Here is an 18,855-nt window from a genome sequence, read left to right as displayed (position 1 = left end):
TCAGGCCCCTGTCACGTCGCCGTACCGCTCGGCCGGTGCCGACCTCACGGTTCACGCCGCCCGCCCGGCGGGCCCCCCGGTTCCCCCACCGATACGAAAAGGGGGTGTTCCCGCCATTGTTCCCCGTGCCCGGCGGAAGGTCACCAGGAGGGCCGGGAAGGTTCGGGGAGAGCATCGCGCTCCGTGGTTGTCCGGATTCCGACCGTGTCCATGGCCGCTTTCGGACATGCCGGAGGGGCGGGCCCGGACCGCGCCGTCGGGGCGGTTCCGGGCCCGCCCCTCCTGGGCGGCCGGTACGGCGGCGTACCGCGGGATCACCGTTCCCGCGGTGCCGTCACTACCGCGGGGTCATGCGCCCCACGATGTCCGGGTGCTCCTCGAGCCAGGCGGCCACGGCCTCTTCCTCCTTGCCCTGACCGCGGTCCTTGATCTCCTTCTCCAGGGTGCCGAGCTCGTCCTCGCTCATCGTGAAGCCCTTGATCCACTTCGTGAGCTGCGGGTACTGCTCGGGGAACTTCTTGCTCGCGATGGTGTGGATGGTGTTGCTCTCGCCCCAGGCGCGCTTCGGGTCCTCCAGCTTGGTCAGCTCGTACTCGCTGTACGACCAGTGCGGCGACCAGAGCGTGACCGCGATGGGCTCCTTCTTGGCGTGGGCCCGCTTGAGCTCGGCCAGCATCGCCGGCGAGGAGCCGTCGACGACCTCGTACTCCTTGTCCAGGCCGTAGGCGGGCAGGACCTTGTTCTTGAGGATGTCCATCTGGCCGGTGCCCGGCTCGATGCCGACGATCCGGCCGTCGAACAGGTCGGCCTTGCCCTTGAGGTCCGCCAGCGACGTGACGTCCTTGACGTAGGAGGGGACGGAGATCTCCAGGGAGACCGGCTCGTACCAGGTGCCCAGGTCGGTGAGTTTGTCCTTGTTCGGCTCGTAGAAGTTCTTCTGCGAGTGCGGCAGCCAGGCGTCGAAGTTGAGGTCGAGGTCCCCGGAGGCGAGTCCGGTGTAGACCGGGCCGACGTCCATCTGCTTGAGGTTCAGCTTGTAGCCGCGCCGTTCCAGGACGTTCTTCCACAGGTAGGTGATGGCGACGTCCTCCTCCCAGGGGAACCACGCCACGTCCAGCGTCCGCTTCGCCTCGGCCGGGGTGTCGCCGGAGCCGGACGCGACCGGGGCCAGCTTGTCGACGATGCCCGGGTTCTCCTTCAGCCAGGCGCGGACGGCGTCCTGCTGCCGGCCCTTGCCGGCCTTGTTGATCTCGGCCTCCAGGCTGGTGAGTTCCTTCTCGGTCATCGAGAAGTCCTTCAGCCACTGGCCGACGACCGGGTTCTCCCCGGCGAAGCCCTTGCGGGACACCAGGTGCACGCCGTCGCCCTCGCCCCAGGAGCCCTTGGGGTCCTCGAGCTTCTTCAGGTCGTAGTCGCTGTACGCCCAGTGCGGCGACCAGAGCGTGACGACGACCGGTTCCTTCTTGCTGTAGGCGCGCTTGAGCTCGGCCAGCATCGCCGGCGTGGAGCTGTCGACGACCTCGTACTCCTTGTCCAGGCCGTAGTCGCCCAGGACCTTGTCCTTCAGCAGGCCCATCATGCCGGCGCTGGACTCGATGCCGGTGATCTTCCCGCCGAAGGTGGAGGCCTTGCCCTTCAGGTCCTCCAGCGAGTCGACGTCCTCCATGTACGCCGGGACGGTCAGCTCCAGCGTCGTCTCCTCGTACCAGGTGCCGAGGTCGTCGAGCTGCTCGCCGTACTTCTTCCAGTAGGCCTCGTGCGTGGTGGGCAGCCAGGCGTCGGTCTGGAAGTCGATGTTGCCCTGCGCGAGGGCGGTGTAGAGCGGTCCCGCCTCGAACTGCTTGGCCTCGACCTCGAAGCCGCGCTGCTCGAGGATCTCCTTCCACAGGAAGGTGGAGGCGACGCCCTCGTCCCAGGGGATGTAGCCGATGCTTATCTTCTTGCCGGCGCCGACGTTCTTGCCGTCGGCGGTGGTGGTGGAGTCTCCGGCGCCGCCGCCGAACAGGCTCATTCCGCCGGCGACCAGGGCGAGGACGACGATGCCGACCACGGCGACCTGCGGGCGGGGCCGGTAGGACCAGATCCTGAGTCCCTGCGCGGCGCGTGCCTTGGCGGCGGCCCGCCGGCCGAGCGGGGAGACATGGGTGCCCAGCGCGCTGGTCATGCGGTCCAGGTAGATCGCCAGGATCACGATGGCGAGACCGGACTCGGCGCCCAGGCCGATGTTGAGCTGGCCGATGGCCTCGATGACCGCGCCGCCGAGGCCGCCGGTGCCGACCATGCCGGCGATGGCGGCCATGGACAGGCCGAGCATGATGACCTGGTTGACGCCCGCCATCACCGTGGGCAGCGCCAGCGGCAGCTGGACGCGGAGCAGGGTGTTACGGGGCGTGGTGCCGAACGCCTCGGCGGCCTCGACCAGTTCCTTGTCGACCTGGCGGATGCCCAGCTCGGTCATGCGCACGCCCGGGGCGAGCGCGAAGATCAGGGTGGCGACGATGCCCGGGGCGGGGCCGGTCCCGAAGAACAGGATCGCCGGGATGAGGTAGATCATCGCGGGCAGCGTCTGCATGAAGTCCAGGACCGGCCGCACGAGGGCGCTCACCCGGTCCGAGCGGGCCGCCCAGATGCCCACGGGCACGGCTATGACCAGGGCGATCACGGTGGCGACGATGACCAGCGCCAGCGTCACCATCGAGTCCTCCCACAACTCCATGGAGTCGAGGAAGGCGAAGCCGAAGAAGGTGAGGACACCGGCGAAGGTGCCGCGCAGCCAGAACGCGATGACGGCGAAGATGCCGCAGAGGATCAGCGGCGCGGGCGCCTGGAGGACGGCGTTGACACCGTCGTAGGCGCCGGTGAAGACGGCCTTGAAGAAGTCGAACAGCCAGGTGACGTTGTCGAGCAGCCAGTCGACGGTGCTGTTGACCCAGTCGCCGAGCGGAATCCTAGGCACGGGCCATCACCTTCTCGCCGCCCTTGTCCCGGGGGGTGTCGCAGACACCGGGGTCGGACTCCTCGTCGCCGAGGAAGCCGACGAGGCGCCGGCGCGGCACGACGCCGACGACGGCGTTCTCCTTGTCCAGCACCGCCACGGGGTGCGGTACGCGGGCGCTGATCGCGCACAGGTCGGTGAACGGCGTCCCGGGCGTCGCGGTCTCGCAGCCGCAGTCGGCCTCGTCGCCGCGCACCTCGGGGTCCATGACGGCCCCGGCGGTGAGCACGCGGGAGCGGTCGACGTCCTGGGTGAAGGAGGCGACGTAGTCGTTGGCCGGGCGGATCAGGATGTCCTGCGCGGTGCCGATCTGCACGATGCGGCCGTCACGCATCACCGCGATGCGGTCGCCCAGACGCATGGCCTCGTTGAGGTCGTGGGTGATGAAGACGATGGTCTTCTTCAGCTTCTTCTGCAGTTCGATCAGCTGATCCTGCATGTCGCGGCGGATCAGCGGGTCGAGGGCGCTGAAGGACTCGTCCATCAGCAGCAGATCGGCGTCCGTGGCGAGCGCCCGGGCCAGGCCGACGCGCTGCTGCATACCGCCGGACAGCTCGTCGGGCCACGAGTTCTCCCAGCCGGCCAGGCCGCACAGGGCGAGCGCCTCGTCGGCGCGGCGTTCGCGCTCGGCGCGGGGCACGCCCTGCACTTCAAGACCGTAGGCAGCGTTGTCACGGACGCTGCGGTGCGGGAACAGGGCAAAGTGCTGGAAGACCATGCTGATCTTCTGGGAGCGGACCTGACGCAGCTCCCGGTCGGACAGCGCTGTCAGGTCCTGGCCGTCGAAGCGCACGTGTCCGGCGGTCGGCTCCAGCAGGCCGTTCAGCATCCGCAGGAGGGTGGACTTGCCCGAGCCCGACAGGCCCATGACGACGAAGATCTCGCCCGGCTCCACCGTGAACGAGGCGTCGATGACGGCGGCGGTGACGCCGTCGGCGCGCAGCTCCTCGCGGTCCGCTTCCTTCTGGCGCAGTCGTTCGACCGCCTGGTCCGGTCGTCTGCCGAACACCTTGAACAGATGCTCGGCCTCAAGCGTTGATGACACGCGTACCTCTTGTCTCGACGGCAAATGACGGAAGCGATGCCCGGCGGGCGGCTCACGCGGCCCACAACAGTTGAATCTGTAACCGGCATCGCTCCGGGCCCGCGCCTCCCCGGTTTCGCACCGGGCAAACGCGTTCGTGCGCCGCCTCACAGTGGTCGCGCAGGGCACAACTCGTTGCGGAGAGCGCACCGGGGCGCTTCCTGCGGGGCGCTGTCGGTGCCGTGCGGCATGATGCGGGACGTGACCGGACGACTGATGCTCCTCGACACCGCCTCCCTGTACTTCCGCGCCTACTTCGGCGTCCCGGAGTCCGTCCGGGCCCCGGACGGCACGCCGGTGAACGCCGTGCGCGGGCTGCTCGACTTCATCGACCGCCTGGTGAAGGACCACCGGCCGGACCACCTGGTGGCCTGCATGGACGCCGACTGGCGCCCGCAGTGGCGGGTGGACCTGATCCCGTCCTACAAGGCGCACCGGGTCGCGCAGGAGCACGCGCAGGGCCCGGACGAGGAGGAGGTGCCCGACACGCTGTCGCCGCAGGTGCCGGTCATCGAGAGCGTGCTGGACGCGGTGGGCATCGCGCGCGTGGGGGTCGCGGAGTACGAGGCGGACGACGTGATCGGCACGTTCACCGCGCGGGCGGACGGCCCGGTCGACATCGTCACCGGTGACCGCGACCTGTACCAGCTGGTGGACGACGCGCGCGGGGTGCGCGTGCTGTACCCGCTCAAGGGCGTGGGCACGCTCCAGGTCACCGACGAGGCCGCACTGCGCGAGAAGTATGGGGTGGACGGCAAGGGGTACGCGGATCTGGCGCTGCTGCGCGGTGATCCGAGCGACGGACTGCCGGGCGTGCCGGGCGTCGGCGAGAAGACGGCGGCCAAGCTGCTGGCCGAGTTCGGCGATCTGGCCGGGATCCTGGCGGCCGTGGACGACCGGCGGGCCAAGCTCACACCGACCCAGCGGGGGCGCCTGGACGCGGCGCGGCCGTATCTCGCGGTCGCCCCCAAGGTCGTCCGGGTCGCGGACGACGTTCCGCTGCCGGACGTCGACACGGCGCTGCCGCGTGTGCCGCGCGACCCGGCCGGGGCGGAGTCGCTGGCCGCCCGGTGGGGTCTGGGCGGTTCGCTCCAGCGTCTGCTGACGACGCTGTCGTCGTGAGCCGCACGCGTCACCGAACCCGGGCGCCCGCCCGTCGACCCCGGCCGAGGTGCTAACTTAGGTAAACCTAACCACCACAGCTGGGAGGCACCTCATGGCAGAGCGACCGGTCCGCGCGGCGCGCACCGCGCACACCGCCGAGGTCGTCCGCACCGAGCGGCTGACCCCGCACATGCAGCGCGTGGTGCTCGGCGGCGAGGGCCTGGCCGGCCTCGCGGCGGACACCTGCACCGATCACTACGTCAAGCTGCTGTTCCCGGCCGCGGGGGTGACCTACCCGGAGCCCTTCGACCTCCAGCGCATCCGTGAGGAGTTTCCGCGCGACCAGTGGCCGGTGACCCGTACGTACACCGTGCGGCAGTGGGACGCCGAGCACCGGGAGATGACCCTGGACTTCGTCGTCCACGGGGACGAGGGACTGGCCGGGCCCTGGGCGACGAGCGTCCGGCCCGGCGAGCTCGTACGGTTCGTCGGCCCCGGTGGCGCCTACGCCCCGGATCCGGCCGCCGACTGGCACCTCCTCGTCGGCGACGAGAGCGCGCTGCCCGCGATCGCCCGCTCCCTGGAGGCGCTGCCGCGGGGGGCCAGGGCGTTCGCCTTCGTGGAGGTGTCCGGCGCCGAGGAGGAGCAGAAGATCGACTCCGACGTGGAGGTGCGGTGGCTGCACCGCGGCGGGCGCCGGGTCGGTGAGGCGCTGGTGGAGGCCGTGCGCGGTCTCGACTTCCCCGAGGGCCGGGTGCACGCCTTCGTCCACGGCGAGGCCCACTTCGTGAAGGAGCTGCGCCGGCTGCTGCGGGTGGACCGCGGCATTCCGCGCGAGGACCTGTCGATCTCCGGCTACTGGCGCCTCGGCCACAACGAGGACGGCTGGCAGGCCTCCAAGCAGGACTGGAACGCCCGTATCGAGGCGGAGCAGGAGAGCGCCGGGGCCTCGGCCTGAGCCTCCGGCCGGGTGAACCGCGGCACGCCGCCCCGGCCCGCGCGGCGTGGCGAGCGTCCGGGGGCGGGCCGCTGGCCCAGGATCCGGGCGCGTGGCACACACCTTCGACGAACTCGTGGCCAAGCAGCGCGCGGCGGACGAGGCACACAACCGGGTCCAGCAGTTGCGGGACACCTACGATCCGCGCGCCCGCGCCCACTGGAGCGCCCACCAGCGGGCGACGTGGGAGACGGCCTGGCGGGCCTGGCGCGACCTCGCCCGTGACGTCCGCGTCGCGGTCACCGACTACGCCCGCGCCGAGGGCCGGCCGCTCCTGGAGATCGAGGCGGAGCTGATCCGGGCGGTCCGTCACGACGAGCCCCGGGACCCGGGCAGCTGACCCACCACGCACGCGGTACGCCGCAGCCGCAAGGGCCCCACCCGGTCCACCACCGCCATCGACCGCACCGCAGACACCCCACCGCCCCCGCGCCCGCACGCCACCAACACAGGCACCCCTCCGCGCCCCCAGCGACGAGCCCCGACCCAGCACCCACACACCCGGACCCCCGCTCACGTTCGCCGCCACCGGCGGCACCGCAGGCGCTCAACCGAGACCGCCCGCCGGCGGCGAGCCCCGCGCCGCGCCCGCACGCCACCAACACAGGCACCCCTCCGTGACCGCACCCCCAGCGACGAGCCCCGACCCGACACCCACACACCCGGACCTCCGCGCAGGTTCGCCTCCACCACCGGCACCGGAGGTGCTCAAGCGAGAGGGCCTGCCGGGGGCGAGCCCCGCGCCGTGCCCGCACGCCACCAGCACAGGCACCCCTCCGTGACCGCTCCCCCAGCGACGAGCCCCGACCCAACACCCACACCCCCGGACCCCCGCTCACGTTCGCCGCCACCGGCGGCACCGCAGTACTCAACCGAGACCGCCCGCCACCGAGCTCGCACGCCACCAGCACAGGCACCCCTCCGCGCCGCGCCCCCAGCGACAAGCCCCGATCCGACACCCACACACCCGGGCCTCCGCTCAGGTTCGCCGCCATCGGCGGCACCGCAGGCGCTCCACCGAGACCGCCCGCCGGGGGCGAGCCCGGCCCGGGCCGGTATGCCACCAGGGCGGGGTCTCGGCGTGCCGCACCGCGGGCGCCGGCACTCCGGCGTGGCCGTGTCCCCGTCGGCAGGCCCCTGAGCCGCGTCCGCGGGCCGCACGGCACGGCTCTCCGCCGCGGCGGAGAGCCGGCTCGGCACCGTTGCCGCACTGCCACGGCACGAGTCTCGCCGGCGGAGCTTTCACCGTGGGTCGTCCGCCGCAGGCCAGGGGTACTGCCGAGCCGGGCGCGTGCCGGTGCCGGGCGCCCGTACGCTTGCTCGGTGTGAGACGCAGACGGACCGTGCCGCCCTCTCCGTTGCCGCAGCGCGACGGGGTGGACCCCGTGCGGGTGCGGCTGCCCGCCGGGGAGCAGTGGGCCACGGTGCGGGAGCATCTGGTGCAGCGGCTGGCCGCCGGTGCCGGAGTGATCGACGAGATGTTCGCCGCGGGCCGGATCGTCGGGGCGGACGGGCGTCCCGTACCGGCCCGGACGCCGTACGAGCCCGGTATGTTCCTGTGGTTCCACCGGGAGCTGCCCGCCGAGGTGCCCGTGCCGTTCCCGCTGGAGGTCGTGCACCGGGACGAGCACATCGTCGTCGTCGACAAGCCCCACTTCCTGGCCACCACCCCGCGCGGCAGCCACGTCGCCCAGACCGCGCTCGCCCGGCTCCGCCGTGAGCTCGGCATTCCGGAGCTGGGCGCCGCGCACCGCCTCGACCGGCTCACCGCGGGCCTGGTGCTGTTCACGGTGCGGCCCGGGGAGCGGGGCGCGTACCAGACCCTGTTCCGCGACCGCCTGGTGCGCAAGGAGTACGAGGCGGTCGCGCCGTACGACCCGGCGCTGGTGCTGCCCCGGACCGTACGCAGCCGGATCGTGAAGGAACGCGGGGTGCTGACCGCCCGGGAAGTCGAGGGGGAGCCGAACGCCGTGACCCGGGTCGAACTCGCCGGCCACCGCCCGGACGGTCTCGGCCGGTACCGGCTGGTGCCCGGCACCGGGCAGACCCATCAGCTGCGGGTCCACATGAACACCCTCGGCGTGCCGATCCTCGGCGATCCGCTGTACCCGGAGGTGACCGGCCCCGTCCCGGCCGGTGACTTCCGGCGTCCGCTGCAACTGCTCGCGCGGGCACTGGAGTTCACCGACCCGGTGACGGGCGTGGAGCACCGGTTCACCAGCGGCCGGGCGCTCGCCGCCTGGACCTCGTACGAGGACTGGGCGGCCGGTCAGTAGCCCCGCCACCAGTTCAGGAAGCGCTGCCACGCGTTCCGCGGCGGGGCCGGTTCGGTCAGCGGCGGCGGGGGCACCGGCACGGGCGGCGCCGCGTACGCCACGGACGGCTCCGGCTCGGGGGCCGTCACCGTCCTCGGGCGGGCCGCGCCGATGTGCCAGGCCGGCTGCGGGGAAGCGTCGTTCTCGTGGCTGGGCCGTTGTGTCACGTCCTGCTGCGGCCGGGGCATGAAGTGGACCGGCAGCGACACGAGATGCCGCGAGGCGATCGACTCGGTGAAGGCCAACTCCTCCTCGTCGACGCTGAGTTCCACGTCGGGCAGCCGCATGAGCAGGGCGTCGACGCCGACTTCGGCGATGGTGCGGCCGATGTCCTGGCCGGGGCACTCGTGCGGGCCGCCGCCGAAGGCGAGGTGGGAGCGGTTGCCCTGCATGTCGGCGGTCGGGTCGGGGCGCACGCGTGGATCGACGTTGGCCGGGGCCGGCGCGAACAGCAGTCCGTCGCCCTTGCGGATGCGCTGACCGCCGAGCTCCGTCTCCTGCTTGGCGTAGTAGGCGAAAATGGTGCTGAACGGCGGCTCGTCCCAGAGCAGTTGCTCCACCGCCTGGGGCACGGTCATCTGGCCGCCGTTGAGCTGGGAGCGGAAGCGCGGGTCGATCAGCACCTGACGCAGCACATTGGCGAGGAGGTTGGCGGTCGCCTCGCAGGCGGCGATCAGCACCACTCTGAGGTGCTGACTGACCTCCTCGTCGGTCAGTCCGGCCGGGTGGGCGATGAGATGCCCGGCGAAGTCGTCCATCGGTTCGGCGCGGCGGCGGGCGGTGAGGCGTTCCAGCGCGCCCATGATGTACGCGTTGCTGGCGATGGCGGTCTCGGTGCCCCGGAGCATGTCGCGGGCGGCCTCGACGATCCGGTCGTTGTACTCGTCGGGCATGCCGAGGACGTGACACATCACGGCCATCGGCAGGTGCTCGGCGTACTGGCGGACCAGGTCCGCCTCGCCCACCTCGCAGAACTGGTTGACGACCCGCTGGACGCTGCGGTTGACGTGCCGGCGCAGTCCGCGGAAGTCGGTCGCCGCCACGGCGGTGTCGATGGCGCCGCGCAGCCGTTTGTGCTCGTCGCCCTCGGCGTGCGCGCACATCGGCTGCCAGGCGATGTGCGGCATCAGCGGATGGTCGGGCTTGACCAGGCCCTCGCCGAGCGGGGACCAGATGCGGCTGTCCTTGCAGTACTGCGCGGGGGTGCGCACCAGTTGCTGGCTCTCGGTGTGGCCGAGGACCACCCACAGCGGCACGTCGTCGTGGACCAGCACGGGCGCCACCGGGCCGTGTTCGGCCCGCAGCTCCTCGTACAGCTTCCGCAGGTCCGCCGACTCGTGCAGCCGGGCGAGCCCGCCGGGGCCCCGGCCGTGCGCGGGGCAGCCGGGCGGCGGCTCGGGCCGGGCGCCGTCCGTGCCGGTCGGGGAGTCTCCCGTCAGGGAGTGGGGTTCAGGCGTCACAGTGGTCGCTCCGGAGAGGGGAAGCAGCGGGCTGGGGGGAGGGATCCCGGGGATCAGGTGAGCGAGCGGGTCATGGCGAGGGAGTGCAGGAACCGCATCAGGGTCATCAGCACGTCACGGCTGGAGGCGCGGCGCCGCACGTCGCACTCCACGATGGGGATGTGCTCGGACAGGTCGAGGGCCGACCGCAGGTCTGCGATCGGGTAACGCGGGCCGTCCGGAAAGGAGTTGACGGCGACGACGAACGGCACTCCGCGTTCCTCCAGGCGCCCCATGACGTCGAAGCTGACTTCGAGGCGGCGGGTGTCGACGAGGACGACCGCGCCGAGCGCCCCCTCGAACAGTCCGTTCCACAGGAACCAGAAGCGCTCCTGGCCGGGGGTGCCGAAGAGGTACAGCACCAGCTGGTCCGTGATCTTGATGCGGCCGAAGTCCATGGCGACGGTGGTGGCCGTCTTGGACGCCGAGCCGAAGTTGTCGTCGACCCCGATGCCGGCCTGCGTCATGGTCTCCTCGGTGGTCAGCGGTTTGATCTCGCTGACCGAGCCGACCATGGTCGTCTTGCCGACCCCGAATCCGCCGACGATGACGATCTTCACCGCGGCCTCGGCCGTATGCGGCAGCTGATCCTCGGCCCGGGGTCCCGGGATGGTCTCAGAGCCTTTGAAGTCCATGCATCACCGCTTCGAGAAGGGAACGGTCGGGGAGCGCCTTGCGGACGATCGAGGAGCGCGCCTGGACCAGTTCCGCCGCCAGCATCTCGGTGAGCAGCACGGTCACCACGCTGAACGGCAGGCTGAGGTAGGCCGACAGTTCGGCCACGGACAGGGGGGCGACGCAGAGCCGCAGCAGCGCCGCCTGCTCGGGGGTGGCGGAGGGCGGCGGGTCCGGGGAGCGCGCCACGATCAGCGTCACGAGGTCGATGTCCGCCCGGTCGCCGTCCGGGCCGGCGACCACGTACAGCCGCTCGGGGTTGCCACCCTCGCCCTCCTTCCCGGCCGGTGCGGCCGGCCGCGGAGGGGGGCCGTCCTGGGGGGAGCGCCTCTGGCGTTGCGGAGGACTCATACGGTCTGCCCGTTCCGTCGCGGCGGACTGGTCAGATGGGCGCCGATGCGGACGACGAGGTCGCGCATCATGCCGCCCATCCGGCCGGGCTCGCACGTCATGTCGGAGAGCACCGCGAGATAGGCGTTGGCGCCGGCCGCCATGAGGTAGAAGTAGCCCTCGTCGATCTCGATGAGCACCATCTTCATCTCGCCGTCGCCGTGCGGGAGTTCCTGGGCGACGGCCCCGGCGAGGCTCTGCACGCCCGCGCAGGCGGCGGCGACCCGGTCGGCGGCGTCGGGCTCACCGCCGTAGCGGGCGATGCGCAGGCCGTCGGCGGAGAGCACCACGATCATCTCGACGCCGGGTACGCCGTCGGCGAGCTCCTTGAGCATCCAGTCGAAGTTGGCTCGTTGCTGGATCACTTGAGGTCCCCCTCGTCATCGGCCTCGGTGCGGGCCGGTTCGTTGATGAGATGCAGGTAGGCGGTCGGGTTCCGGGTGAAGTCGGTGGGGTGGACGCCCGGGTCGAGGTCCTTCTTCAGGCCCTCCCAGAAGGCGTCGACCCACAGCCCGGGTTCGCGGTCGTTCTGCTTCTTCTTCTCGGGCTCGGGCCGGGCCCAGATGTCGTGGTACTCCTCGCCGCGTTCCCTGGCCTCCCGCTCGGCCCGTTCGACGGCCGCCTGCTCCGCGTACCGCTGGGCCAGGGGGGTCTTCACCCGGCTGCGGCGCTGGGGCAGTCCGCCGGCGGTCCACTCGGTGACCTCGGGGACGTCGTCCTCCAACGGGACCGTGTCGGGGATACGGGGGCTGGTGGGGCGGCGCCTCTTGGGTGCGCGCTCGGGGCCCGGGAGGGCGTCGACCGGGCGGGGCACGGCGGTCGCGCCGATGCCGTGGGCGAGGCCCACTCCGGGCTGGTCGGTGATCATCTCGCTCGGTACGACCAGGACGGCGCGGACCCCCCCGTAGGCCGAGGCCCGCAGGGAGACCTGCATGTCGAACGCCGTGCAGAGGCGGCCGACGACGGCGAGACCGAGGCGCGGGTTACCGCTGATCTCCTGGAGGTCGACGCCCCGCTTGGCCTGCTCCAGAATCCCCTCGATCCGGGCCCGGGCCTGCTCGTCGAGGCTGACTCCGGCGTCCTCGATCTCGATGGCGACGCCGGTCTGCACCTCCGTGGCGGTGACGCTGACCTTGGAGGTCGGGGGCGAGTAACGGGTGGCGTTGTCGAGGAGTTCGGCGGCCGCGTGGATGACCGGCTCGACGTGGATGCCCTTGATGTTGATCTTGGCGATGGACTTCAGGTCGATGCGGCGGTACTCGAGGATGCGGGACATGGCGCCGCGCAGCACGCTGTAGAGGGCGACGGGCTTGGGCCACTGGCGTCCGGGCCGGCCGCCGCCGAGGACGGAGATGGAGTCGGCGAGGCGGCCGATCAGCGCGGTGCCGTGGTCGATGCGCAGCAGGTCGTCGAAGACCTCGGGGTTGCGGCCGTGGTCCTCCTCCATCTCGCGGAGTTCCTTGGCCTGCTGGTGGACGATCGCCTGGACGCGGCGGGCGATGCTGACGAAGGAACGCTGGGCGGAGTCACGCAGCTTCTCCTCCTCGTCGATGATGTTCAGCATGGTCCCGAGCAGGGCGATCTGGTACTTCGGCAGGTCGCGCCAGGCCGGGTTCAGCCGGGGCAGGCCGCGGAGCACCTCGCCGGGGTCGTTGCCGCTGTGCAGGTAGTCGAGGGCGGCGGGGACGACCTGCTGGGTGAAGTACTGCGTCTCCGTGTCGTGGGCGGCGATCCGCGCCTCCAGGTTCGCGCGGTGACGGTCGTACTCGGCGCGGGCCTCCCGCAGCACGCGGCCGCGGCGCACCGCCTCGGCCGCGGCGGTGGTCACGAGCAGGGTCGCGACGGCACCGCACACACCGACAGCGGTCCGGGCGGACTCCGTCACCAGGGCGACGGCGGCTCCGGTCGCCGCGGCCATCACTATGGCCGGCAGCAACAGCACGCGTGCGTAAGGAAGTTGGACACTCGCCATGTGAGCCCTCTGATGCGAATCGACTGATGACCGGGGAACGTGCACATAGGGGAACAAGCGCACGAATCCATCTCAACTCGGTGCGCTGCGGGCGAGCTTAGTCCGACGGGATCATCGCGAAGTCATATTCGGCGAGTGCCGGAAATGACCTCTGAGGCAGGAGTACGCTCAGGTCATTTGCACGCTTCGCTTCTTTTCGAACACAGCGCGTCACGGCGTGCGGACGTACGAGGAACACTCACCGTCACGGGTGAGGAAGCCCCCGCGGCCCCCTGAGCCTGCCCGTTCAGCGGGCCGGTGATGCGGCCCATGGGGGCGCGGGGAACGCACAAGCCCGGCGCGCACGGGGCGCACCGGGCTTCGGGCGGTGGGTGTCGGTTCGGTCAGCCCACCGAGGAGTAGGCGACGACGCCGCGCAGCAGTCCGTCGACGGCCTTGCGCGCGTTCCTGGCGACCGTCGAACCCTCGACGGCCGGGGCGGCGGCCGAGATCTGGCCGAGTACGTCGATGACCTGCTTGCACCAGCGCACGAAGTCACCGGCCGGCATCTCCGCCTCGCGCAGTACCTCGTCCAGGCCCTTGCCCGAGGCCCACATGTAGGCGGCCCAGGCGAAGCCGAGGTCGGGTTCGCGCTGGCCCACGCCCTCGGTCTGGCTGATCCGGAAGTCCTCCTCCAGGGCGTCCAGCCGGCCCCAGATGCGGACCATCTCGCCGAGCGCCGCCTTGGCCCTGCCCGAGGGCAGCTTGGGCGCCATCGCGTCGTCGGCGACCCGTGCCTCGAACACCAACGCCGACACGCACGCGGCCAGTTCGGCGGGGGCGAGCCCCTCCCAGACGCCCTCGCGCAGGCATTCGCTGGCCAGCAGGTCGAGTTCGCCGTACAGCCGCGCCAGCCGCTTGCCGTGCTCGGTGACCTCGTCGCCGCGCAGGTAGTCCATCTCGGTCAGCAGCGCCACGATCCGGTCGAAGGTGCGGGCGATGGTGTTCGTCCGGCCCTCGATCCGGCGCTCCAGCTGCGAGGTGTCACGCAGCAGCCGGTGGTAGCGCTCGGCCCAGCGGGCGTGGTCCTCGCGGTCCTCGCAGCCGTGGCACGGGTGCGCCCTCAGCTCCTTGCGCAGCCGCGCGATCTCCCGGTCGTCGGCCGCCTGGGACCTCTTCTTGCGGTGCCGCTCCGGTGCGATGTGCCCGGCCTTGGTGCGCAGCGCCGAGGCGAGGTCCCGGCGGGACTGCGGGGAACGGGGGTTGAAGGACTTCGGGATCCGCATCCGCTCCAGCGCCTCCACCGGCACCGGGAAGTCGATCGACGCCAGCCGCTTGACCTGCCGCTCGGCGGTCAGCACCAGCGGGCGCGGACCGTCGTGGTACTCCACGCCGCGGTGCCCGCCCGAACGCCCCGCGGGCAGCCCCGGATCGAGCACCAGCGCCAGCCCCGCGTACTTGCCGGTGGGTACGTGGATGATGTCACCGGGCTTGAGCCTCTCCAGCGCGACGGCGGCCTCCGCGCGGCGCTGCGCCGCGCCCTGCCGAGCCAGCTCCGTCTCCCGGTCCTTCAGTTCGCGGCGCAGCCGCGCGTACTCCTCGAAGTCGCCGAGGTGGCAGGTCATGGAGGCCTTGTAGCCCTCGAGACCCTCCTCGTTGCGCTGCACCTGGCGCGAGATGCCGACGACCGACTTGTCCGCCTGGAACTGCGCGAAGGACGTCTCGAGCAGTTCCCGCGAGCGGTGCCGGCCGAACTGCTCGACCAGGTTGACCGCCATGTTGTACGACGGCTTGAAACTGGACCGCAGCGGATACGTGCGCGTACCGGCCAGTCCCGCCAGGTGCTCGGGGTTCATCCCGCGCTGCCACAGCACCACCGCGTGGCCCTCGACGTCGATGCCGCGCCGGCCGGCCCGGCCGGTCAGCTGGGTGTACTCGCCGGGGGTGATGTCGGCGTGCTGCTCGCCGTTCCACTTGACCAGCTTCTCCAGCACCACCGAACGGGCGGGCATGTTGATGCCGAGCGCCAGGGTCTCGGTGGCGAACACGGCCTTCACCAGGCCGCGGACGAACAGTTCCTCCACGACCTCCTTGAACGTCGGCAGCATGCCCGCGTGGTGCGCCGCGATGCCCCGCTCCAGGCCCTCCAGCCACTCGTAGTAGCCCAGGACGTGCAGGTCCTCGGCCGGGATGGAGGAGGTGCGCTCCTCGACCAGGGAGCGGACCGCCGCCCGTGCCTCCTCGTCGTTGAGCCTCAGGCCCGCGTACAGGCACTGCTGGACGGCGGCCTCGCAGGCGGCGCGGCTGAAGATGAAGGTGATGGCGGGCAGCAGGCCCTCGGCGTCGAGCCGCTCGATGACCTCCGGCCGGCTCGGCGTCCACACGCGCGAGCGCTGTCTGCGCTCCCGCTCCCGGTCGGCCTCGCGCATGGTGCCCCGCCCGCGCCGGCGGTCGCCCCAGGACGGGCGGCTCGCCTCCAGGCGCGCCATGCGCGTGAGGTCGGGGTTGACGGCCCTCTTACGGCCCTCGCCCTCCTCGAACAGGTCGTAGATCCGGCGACCGGCGAGCACGTGCTGGAACAGCGGCACGGGCCGGTGCTCGGAGACGATCACCTGGGTGTCACCGCGGACGGTGTCCAGCCAGTCGCCGAACTCCTCCGCGTTCGACACCGTCGCCGACAGTGACACCAGGGTCACCGACTCGGGCAGGTGGATGATCACTTCCTCCCAGACGGCGCCGCGGAAGCGGTCGGAGAGGTAGTGCACCTCGTCCATCACCACGTAGCCGAGGCCGAGGAGGGTCTGCGACCCGGCGTACAGCATGTTCCGCAGCACCTCGGTGGTCATCACGACCACCGGGGCGTCGGAGTTGACGCTGTTGTCGCCGGTGAGCAGGCCCACCTTGTCCGTGCCGTAGCGGCGGCACAGGTCGGCGTACTTCTGGTTCGACAGCGCCTTGATGGGCGTCGTGTAGAAGCACTTCTTGCCCTGCTGGAGGGCGAGGTGGACGGCGAACTCGCCCACGATCGTCTTGCCGGAGCCGGTGGGCGCGGCGACCAGCACGCCCTTGCCCGTCTCGAGCGCCTGGCAGGCCTCGATCTGGAAGGGGTCGAGGCCGAAGTCGTACATCTCGCGGAAGGACGCGAGCGCCGTGGCCTGCTCGGCAGCGCGCCTGCGTGCTGCCGCGTACCGCTCGGCCGGGGAGAGATCCTCTGTCATCGTGCTTTCGAGCGTACCGGGCCGCACCGACAACAGGACGATCATTATCGGTAACCGTCCCCGTGGGCGGCGAGGACCCCCGGGAATCAGGGGCCGACGACCCGCAGGGCGCCCTGGACACACCGCGCGGTCAGCGGCAGGGGCCCCACCGGCTCCCCGTCCGCGTACCCGGTGACCTGCTCGGCGGCCAGCTCCACGCTCCTCGCGCGCAGCACGGTGATCGCGGGGTGGCCGACGTGCGTGCCCCGGTAGACCCTGGGGAACACCCGCAGCAGCGTGGCGCGGCTGCACTCGCCGACCATCGTGATGTCGAACAGCCCGTCGGTGAGATCCGCTCCGGGGCATATCCGCATGCCGCCGCCGTACGACGGCCCGTTGCCGACGGCCACCAGGGTCGCCTCGATCTCGCGGACCTCGCCGCCGTCGAGGGTGATCCGGTACGGCAGCGGCCGGAAGGCCGCCAGTTCGGCGACCATGGCGACGTCGTACTTCAGGCGCCCGAGCGGCAGCCGCATCCGGTTGCCGCGGTCGTTGACCCGGGAGTCGAAGCCGGAGGCGAGCACGGCGCCGAACCAGCGGTCGCCGATCCGGCCGAGGTCGATGTCGCGGACCCGGCCGGCCTTGAGGGCGTCGGCGATCATCCGGCCGGCGGCGGCGGGTTCCCTCAGCGGCATGCCGAGCGCGCGGGCGAAGTCGTTGCCGGTCCCGGCGGCGACCAGGCCGAACGGGGTGCCGGTGCCGACGACGGCCTGCAGCGCGAGGTTCGCCATCCCGTCGCCCCCGACGGCGACCAGGGCGCCGGTCCCCTCGTCGATCGCGGCGCGCGCCCGGGCCAGGGCGTCCTGGGGGTCGTCACCGAGGACGGTCCGCACCGAGAAGCCGGCGTCCCGCAGCGCGGAAGCGGCCGGCAGCGCCGCACGGGCGCCCCGGCCGCGGCCCGCGGTGGGGTTGACGAAGAGAGTGATCTCGCTGGTCACGGGAGTGACCCTATGAGCTGCGAGCCGATCCTCAGGTCACGTCGTCATAACCGTTGACCCGGTCCCTGGTCGCCTGCTCGGGCAGCGCGGGCACGGGCTCGACGGGGTCGATGGCCTCCGGCGTCAGGTCCAGCTCGGACGCCTCGTCGTCGGCGGGGCCCATGGCCTCCAGGCGGCGCCTGCGGCGGTCGTTGAGCAGGGCCACGGCGACCGCACCGAAGTACAGGACCCAGATCGGTCCGGCGAGCGCGACCATCGTCAGCGGGTCGGTGCTCGGCGTGGCGATGGCCGCGAACAGCGTGATGCCCATGATCATGCCGCGCCACCAGCCGAGCATCCGCTTGCCGCTGAGGACACCGGTGAAGTTGAGCATGACCAGCAGCAGCGGCAGCTCGAAGGAGAGACCGAAGACCACCACCATGCGCGTCACGAGATCGAGCAGGTCGTCCAGCGGCAGCAGGTTGTCGACGCCGAACGGCGTGAAGGTGATGAGCACCTCGGCCGTCGTCGGCAGCACCGCGTACGCGAAGTAGGCGCCGCTGAGGAAGAGGGGGAAGCCCGTCGCGACGAACGCGTAGGCGTACTTCCTCTCGTGCCGGTGCAGCCCCGGGGCGACGAAGGCCCACAGCTGGTACAGCCAGACCGGCGAGGCCAGTACTATGCCGGCCATCAGGGAGACCTTCAGCGCCAGCGTGAACGGCGTGAGCAGACCGTTGATCGTGATCTGCGCGCACGGCTCCCTGCTGTCCGAGCGGGCGAGCTCCGCGAAGGACTTCTCGCACCCGACGGACTTGAAGACGGGCTCGGTGAAGAAGTTGATGATGTCGTTGTAGAAGAAGGCAGCGGCGATCGTCACCAGGACGATGGCCAGCAGGGCCTTCGCCAGCCGGTTGCGGAGCTCACGAAGGTGCTCCGCGAGGGGCATCCGCCCCTCGGGATCCTTCTCCTGCTTGCGGGCAGACTTGAGCAACCCACGTTCCCATCTCGTACGGCGGGCCGGAGTTCACCGGCCCCGCGTCAGCGCTTGGTCGTGTCCGTCGGCTCCGCCACCGGGCGGGAACTGGTCACGTCGCCGGGAGCGGCCTGGATCGTGCGCTGCGCCGCGGGCTCCTCCCCGGGGGCCGGCGGGTCGGCGGGAGCGGAGGACTTGTCCTCCTTCATCGCCTTGGCCTCGCTCTTGAGGATGCGGGCCGACTTGCCGAGCGACCGCGCCATGTCCGGGAGCTTCTTCGCGCCGAACAGCAGGATGACGACTACGAGGATGAGAATGATCTCGGGTGCGCCGATCTTGCCACCGAACATAAGTCTTTACCTTCTCACCGAGGCTGCTGGAGGTGGGGTGCTGTCCGACCGGCCGGACATCCGTCCGAACGACCGTGCTGACAGCGATCGTAACGCTCAGGGGTAAACGTGCGGCAATCCCCGTGCGTACTCCCGTCCGCGACCCGGGCCTCGTTCTCCGCGCCGCGCTCAGCAGCGTACCTGCCCCGCCCCACGCCCCGACAGGCCGCGACGCCCGCCTACCGCGCCGTTCCCGCGGGCAGTCGTGCCTCCCCCCCCGTTATGTTTTTCGCGGTCCTGCAATGGGGCTGCTGGCCTCCGGGCCCGGTATGACTGTGTCCCCTCTGTCGAACGGATGACCTGGGGGGT

General features: G+C 71.4%; 15 protein-coding genes. 4 read left to right on the top strand and 11 right to left on the bottom strand.

Translation table 11 applies throughout. The features are described from left to right. Positions 1 to 337: 337 nt before the first annotated feature. Both ACZ434_RS20785 and ACZ434_RS20780 read right to left on the bottom strand, forming a co-directional pair. Positions 338 to 2,956 carry an ABC transporter permease/substrate binding protein gene (locus ACZ434_RS20785; RefSeq protein WP_468457896.1) on the bottom strand — a complete coding sequence of 873 codons (2,619 nt, stop codon included), beginning with the start codon at positions 2,954 to 2,956 and terminating at the stop codon, positions 338 to 340. Continuing rightward, the gene (locus ACZ434_RS20780) at positions 2,949 to 4,040 is read right to left on the bottom strand and encodes a quaternary amine ABC transporter ATP-binding protein (protein WP_468457894.1); all 1,092 of its coding nucleotides are present in this window, start codon (positions 4,038 to 4,040) and stop codon (positions 2,949 to 2,951) included. The genes ACZ434_RS20785 and ACZ434_RS20780 overlap by 8 nt, the downstream gene beginning before the upstream one ends. A gap of 231 nt (positions 4,041 to 4,271) precedes the next feature. On the opposite strand from ACZ434_RS20780, the gene ACZ434_RS20775 reads away from it, so the two are divergent. The 4 genes from ACZ434_RS20775 to ACZ434_RS20760 all read left to right on the top strand — a co-directional run bounded on the left by ACZ434_RS20775 (position 4,272) and on the right by ACZ434_RS20760 (position 8,456). Beyond that, positions 4,272 to 5,201, top strand: a complete 930-nt coding sequence (locus tag ACZ434_RS20775; RefSeq protein WP_468458264.1) for a 5'-3' exonuclease — start codon at positions 4,272 to 4,274, stop codon at positions 5,199 to 5,201. A 94-nt stretch (positions 5,202 to 5,295) separates the two neighbouring features. Then, on the top strand, positions 5,296 to 6,141 hold the full coding sequence (locus ACZ434_RS20770) for a siderophore-interacting protein (RefSeq protein WP_468457892.1): 846 nt from the start codon (positions 5,296 to 5,298) through the stop codon (positions 6,139 to 6,141). A gap of 91 nt (positions 6,142 to 6,232) precedes the next feature. Continuing rightward, positions 6,233 to 6,520: a hypothetical protein gene (locus ACZ434_RS20765; protein ID WP_468457890.1), complete on the top strand. Its 288-nt coding sequence runs from the start codon at positions 6,233 to 6,235 to the stop codon at positions 6,518 to 6,520. A 985-nt stretch (positions 6,521 to 7,505) separates the two neighbouring features. Beyond that, complete coding sequence (locus ACZ434_RS20760; RefSeq protein ID WP_468457888.1) at positions 7,506 to 8,456, top strand: RluA family pseudouridine synthase; 951 nt, start codon at positions 7,506 to 7,508, stop codon at positions 8,454 to 8,456. Here ACZ434_RS20760 and ACZ434_RS20755 read toward each other — a convergent pair. The 9 genes from ACZ434_RS20755 to tatA all read right to left on the bottom strand — a co-directional run bounded on the left by ACZ434_RS20755 (position 8,450) and on the right by tatA (position 18,507). Beyond that, positions 8,450 to 9,955 (bottom strand): cytochrome P450, encoded by a 1,506-nt coding sequence (locus tag ACZ434_RS20755; RefSeq protein WP_468457886.1) that lies wholly within the window; start codon positions 9,953 to 9,955, stop codon positions 8,450 to 8,452. The two genes, ACZ434_RS20760 and ACZ434_RS20755, sit on opposite strands and share 7 nt — an antisense overlap. A gap of 53 nt (positions 9,956 to 10,008) precedes the next feature. Further along, entirely contained in the window at positions 10,009 to 10,629 is a 621-nt protein-coding gene (locus ACZ434_RS20750) for a GTP-binding protein (protein ID WP_468457884.1), read from the bottom strand. Next, complete coding sequence (locus ACZ434_RS20745) at positions 10,610 to 11,020, bottom strand: DUF742 domain-containing protein (RefSeq protein ID WP_468457882.1); 411 nt, start codon at positions 11,018 to 11,020, stop codon at positions 10,610 to 10,612. The genes ACZ434_RS20750 and ACZ434_RS20745 overlap by 20 nt, the downstream gene beginning before the upstream one ends. Then, the gene (locus ACZ434_RS20740; protein WP_024885160.1) at positions 11,017 to 11,424 is read right to left on the bottom strand and encodes a roadblock/LC7 domain-containing protein; all 408 of its coding nucleotides are present in this window, start codon (positions 11,422 to 11,424) and stop codon (positions 11,017 to 11,019) included. Before ACZ434_RS20740 ends, ACZ434_RS20745 begins: the two co-directional genes overlap by 4 nt. Continuing rightward, entirely contained in the window at positions 11,421 to 13,031 is a 1,611-nt protein-coding gene (locus ACZ434_RS20735) for a sensor histidine kinase (protein WP_468457879.1), read from the bottom strand. The genes ACZ434_RS20740 and ACZ434_RS20735 overlap by 4 nt, the downstream gene beginning before the upstream one ends. A 383-nt stretch (positions 13,032 to 13,414) precedes the next feature. After that, positions 13,415 to 16,273 carry a DEAD/DEAH box helicase gene (locus ACZ434_RS20730; RefSeq protein WP_468457877.1) on the bottom strand — a complete coding sequence of 953 codons (2,859 nt, stop codon included), beginning with the start codon at positions 16,271 to 16,273 and terminating at the stop codon, positions 13,415 to 13,417. Between the two features lie 41 nt (positions 16,274 to 16,314). Next, positions 16,315 to 17,205, bottom strand: coding sequence for a diacylglycerol kinase (locus ACZ434_RS20725; protein WP_468457875.1), 891 nt, complete (start codon positions 17,203 to 17,205; stop codon positions 16,315 to 16,317). 31 nt (positions 17,206 to 17,236) lie between these two features. Continuing rightward, positions 17,237 to 18,175, bottom strand: a complete 939-nt coding sequence (tatC, locus tag ACZ434_RS20720) for a twin-arginine translocase subunit TatC (RefSeq protein WP_468457873.1) — start codon at positions 18,173 to 18,175, stop codon at positions 17,237 to 17,239. Between the two features lie 47 nt (positions 18,176 to 18,222). Then, positions 18,223 to 18,507, bottom strand: a complete 285-nt coding sequence (tatA, locus tag ACZ434_RS20715; RefSeq protein ID WP_215205977.1) for a Sec-independent protein translocase subunit TatA — start codon at positions 18,505 to 18,507, stop codon at positions 18,223 to 18,225. Between the last annotated feature and the right edge of the window lie 348 nt (positions 18,508 to 18,855).

It is taken from the genome of Streptomyces sp. NPDC030893, assembly GCF_055571535.1.
This window is presented reverse-complemented; position numbering and strand designations above follow the sequence as displayed.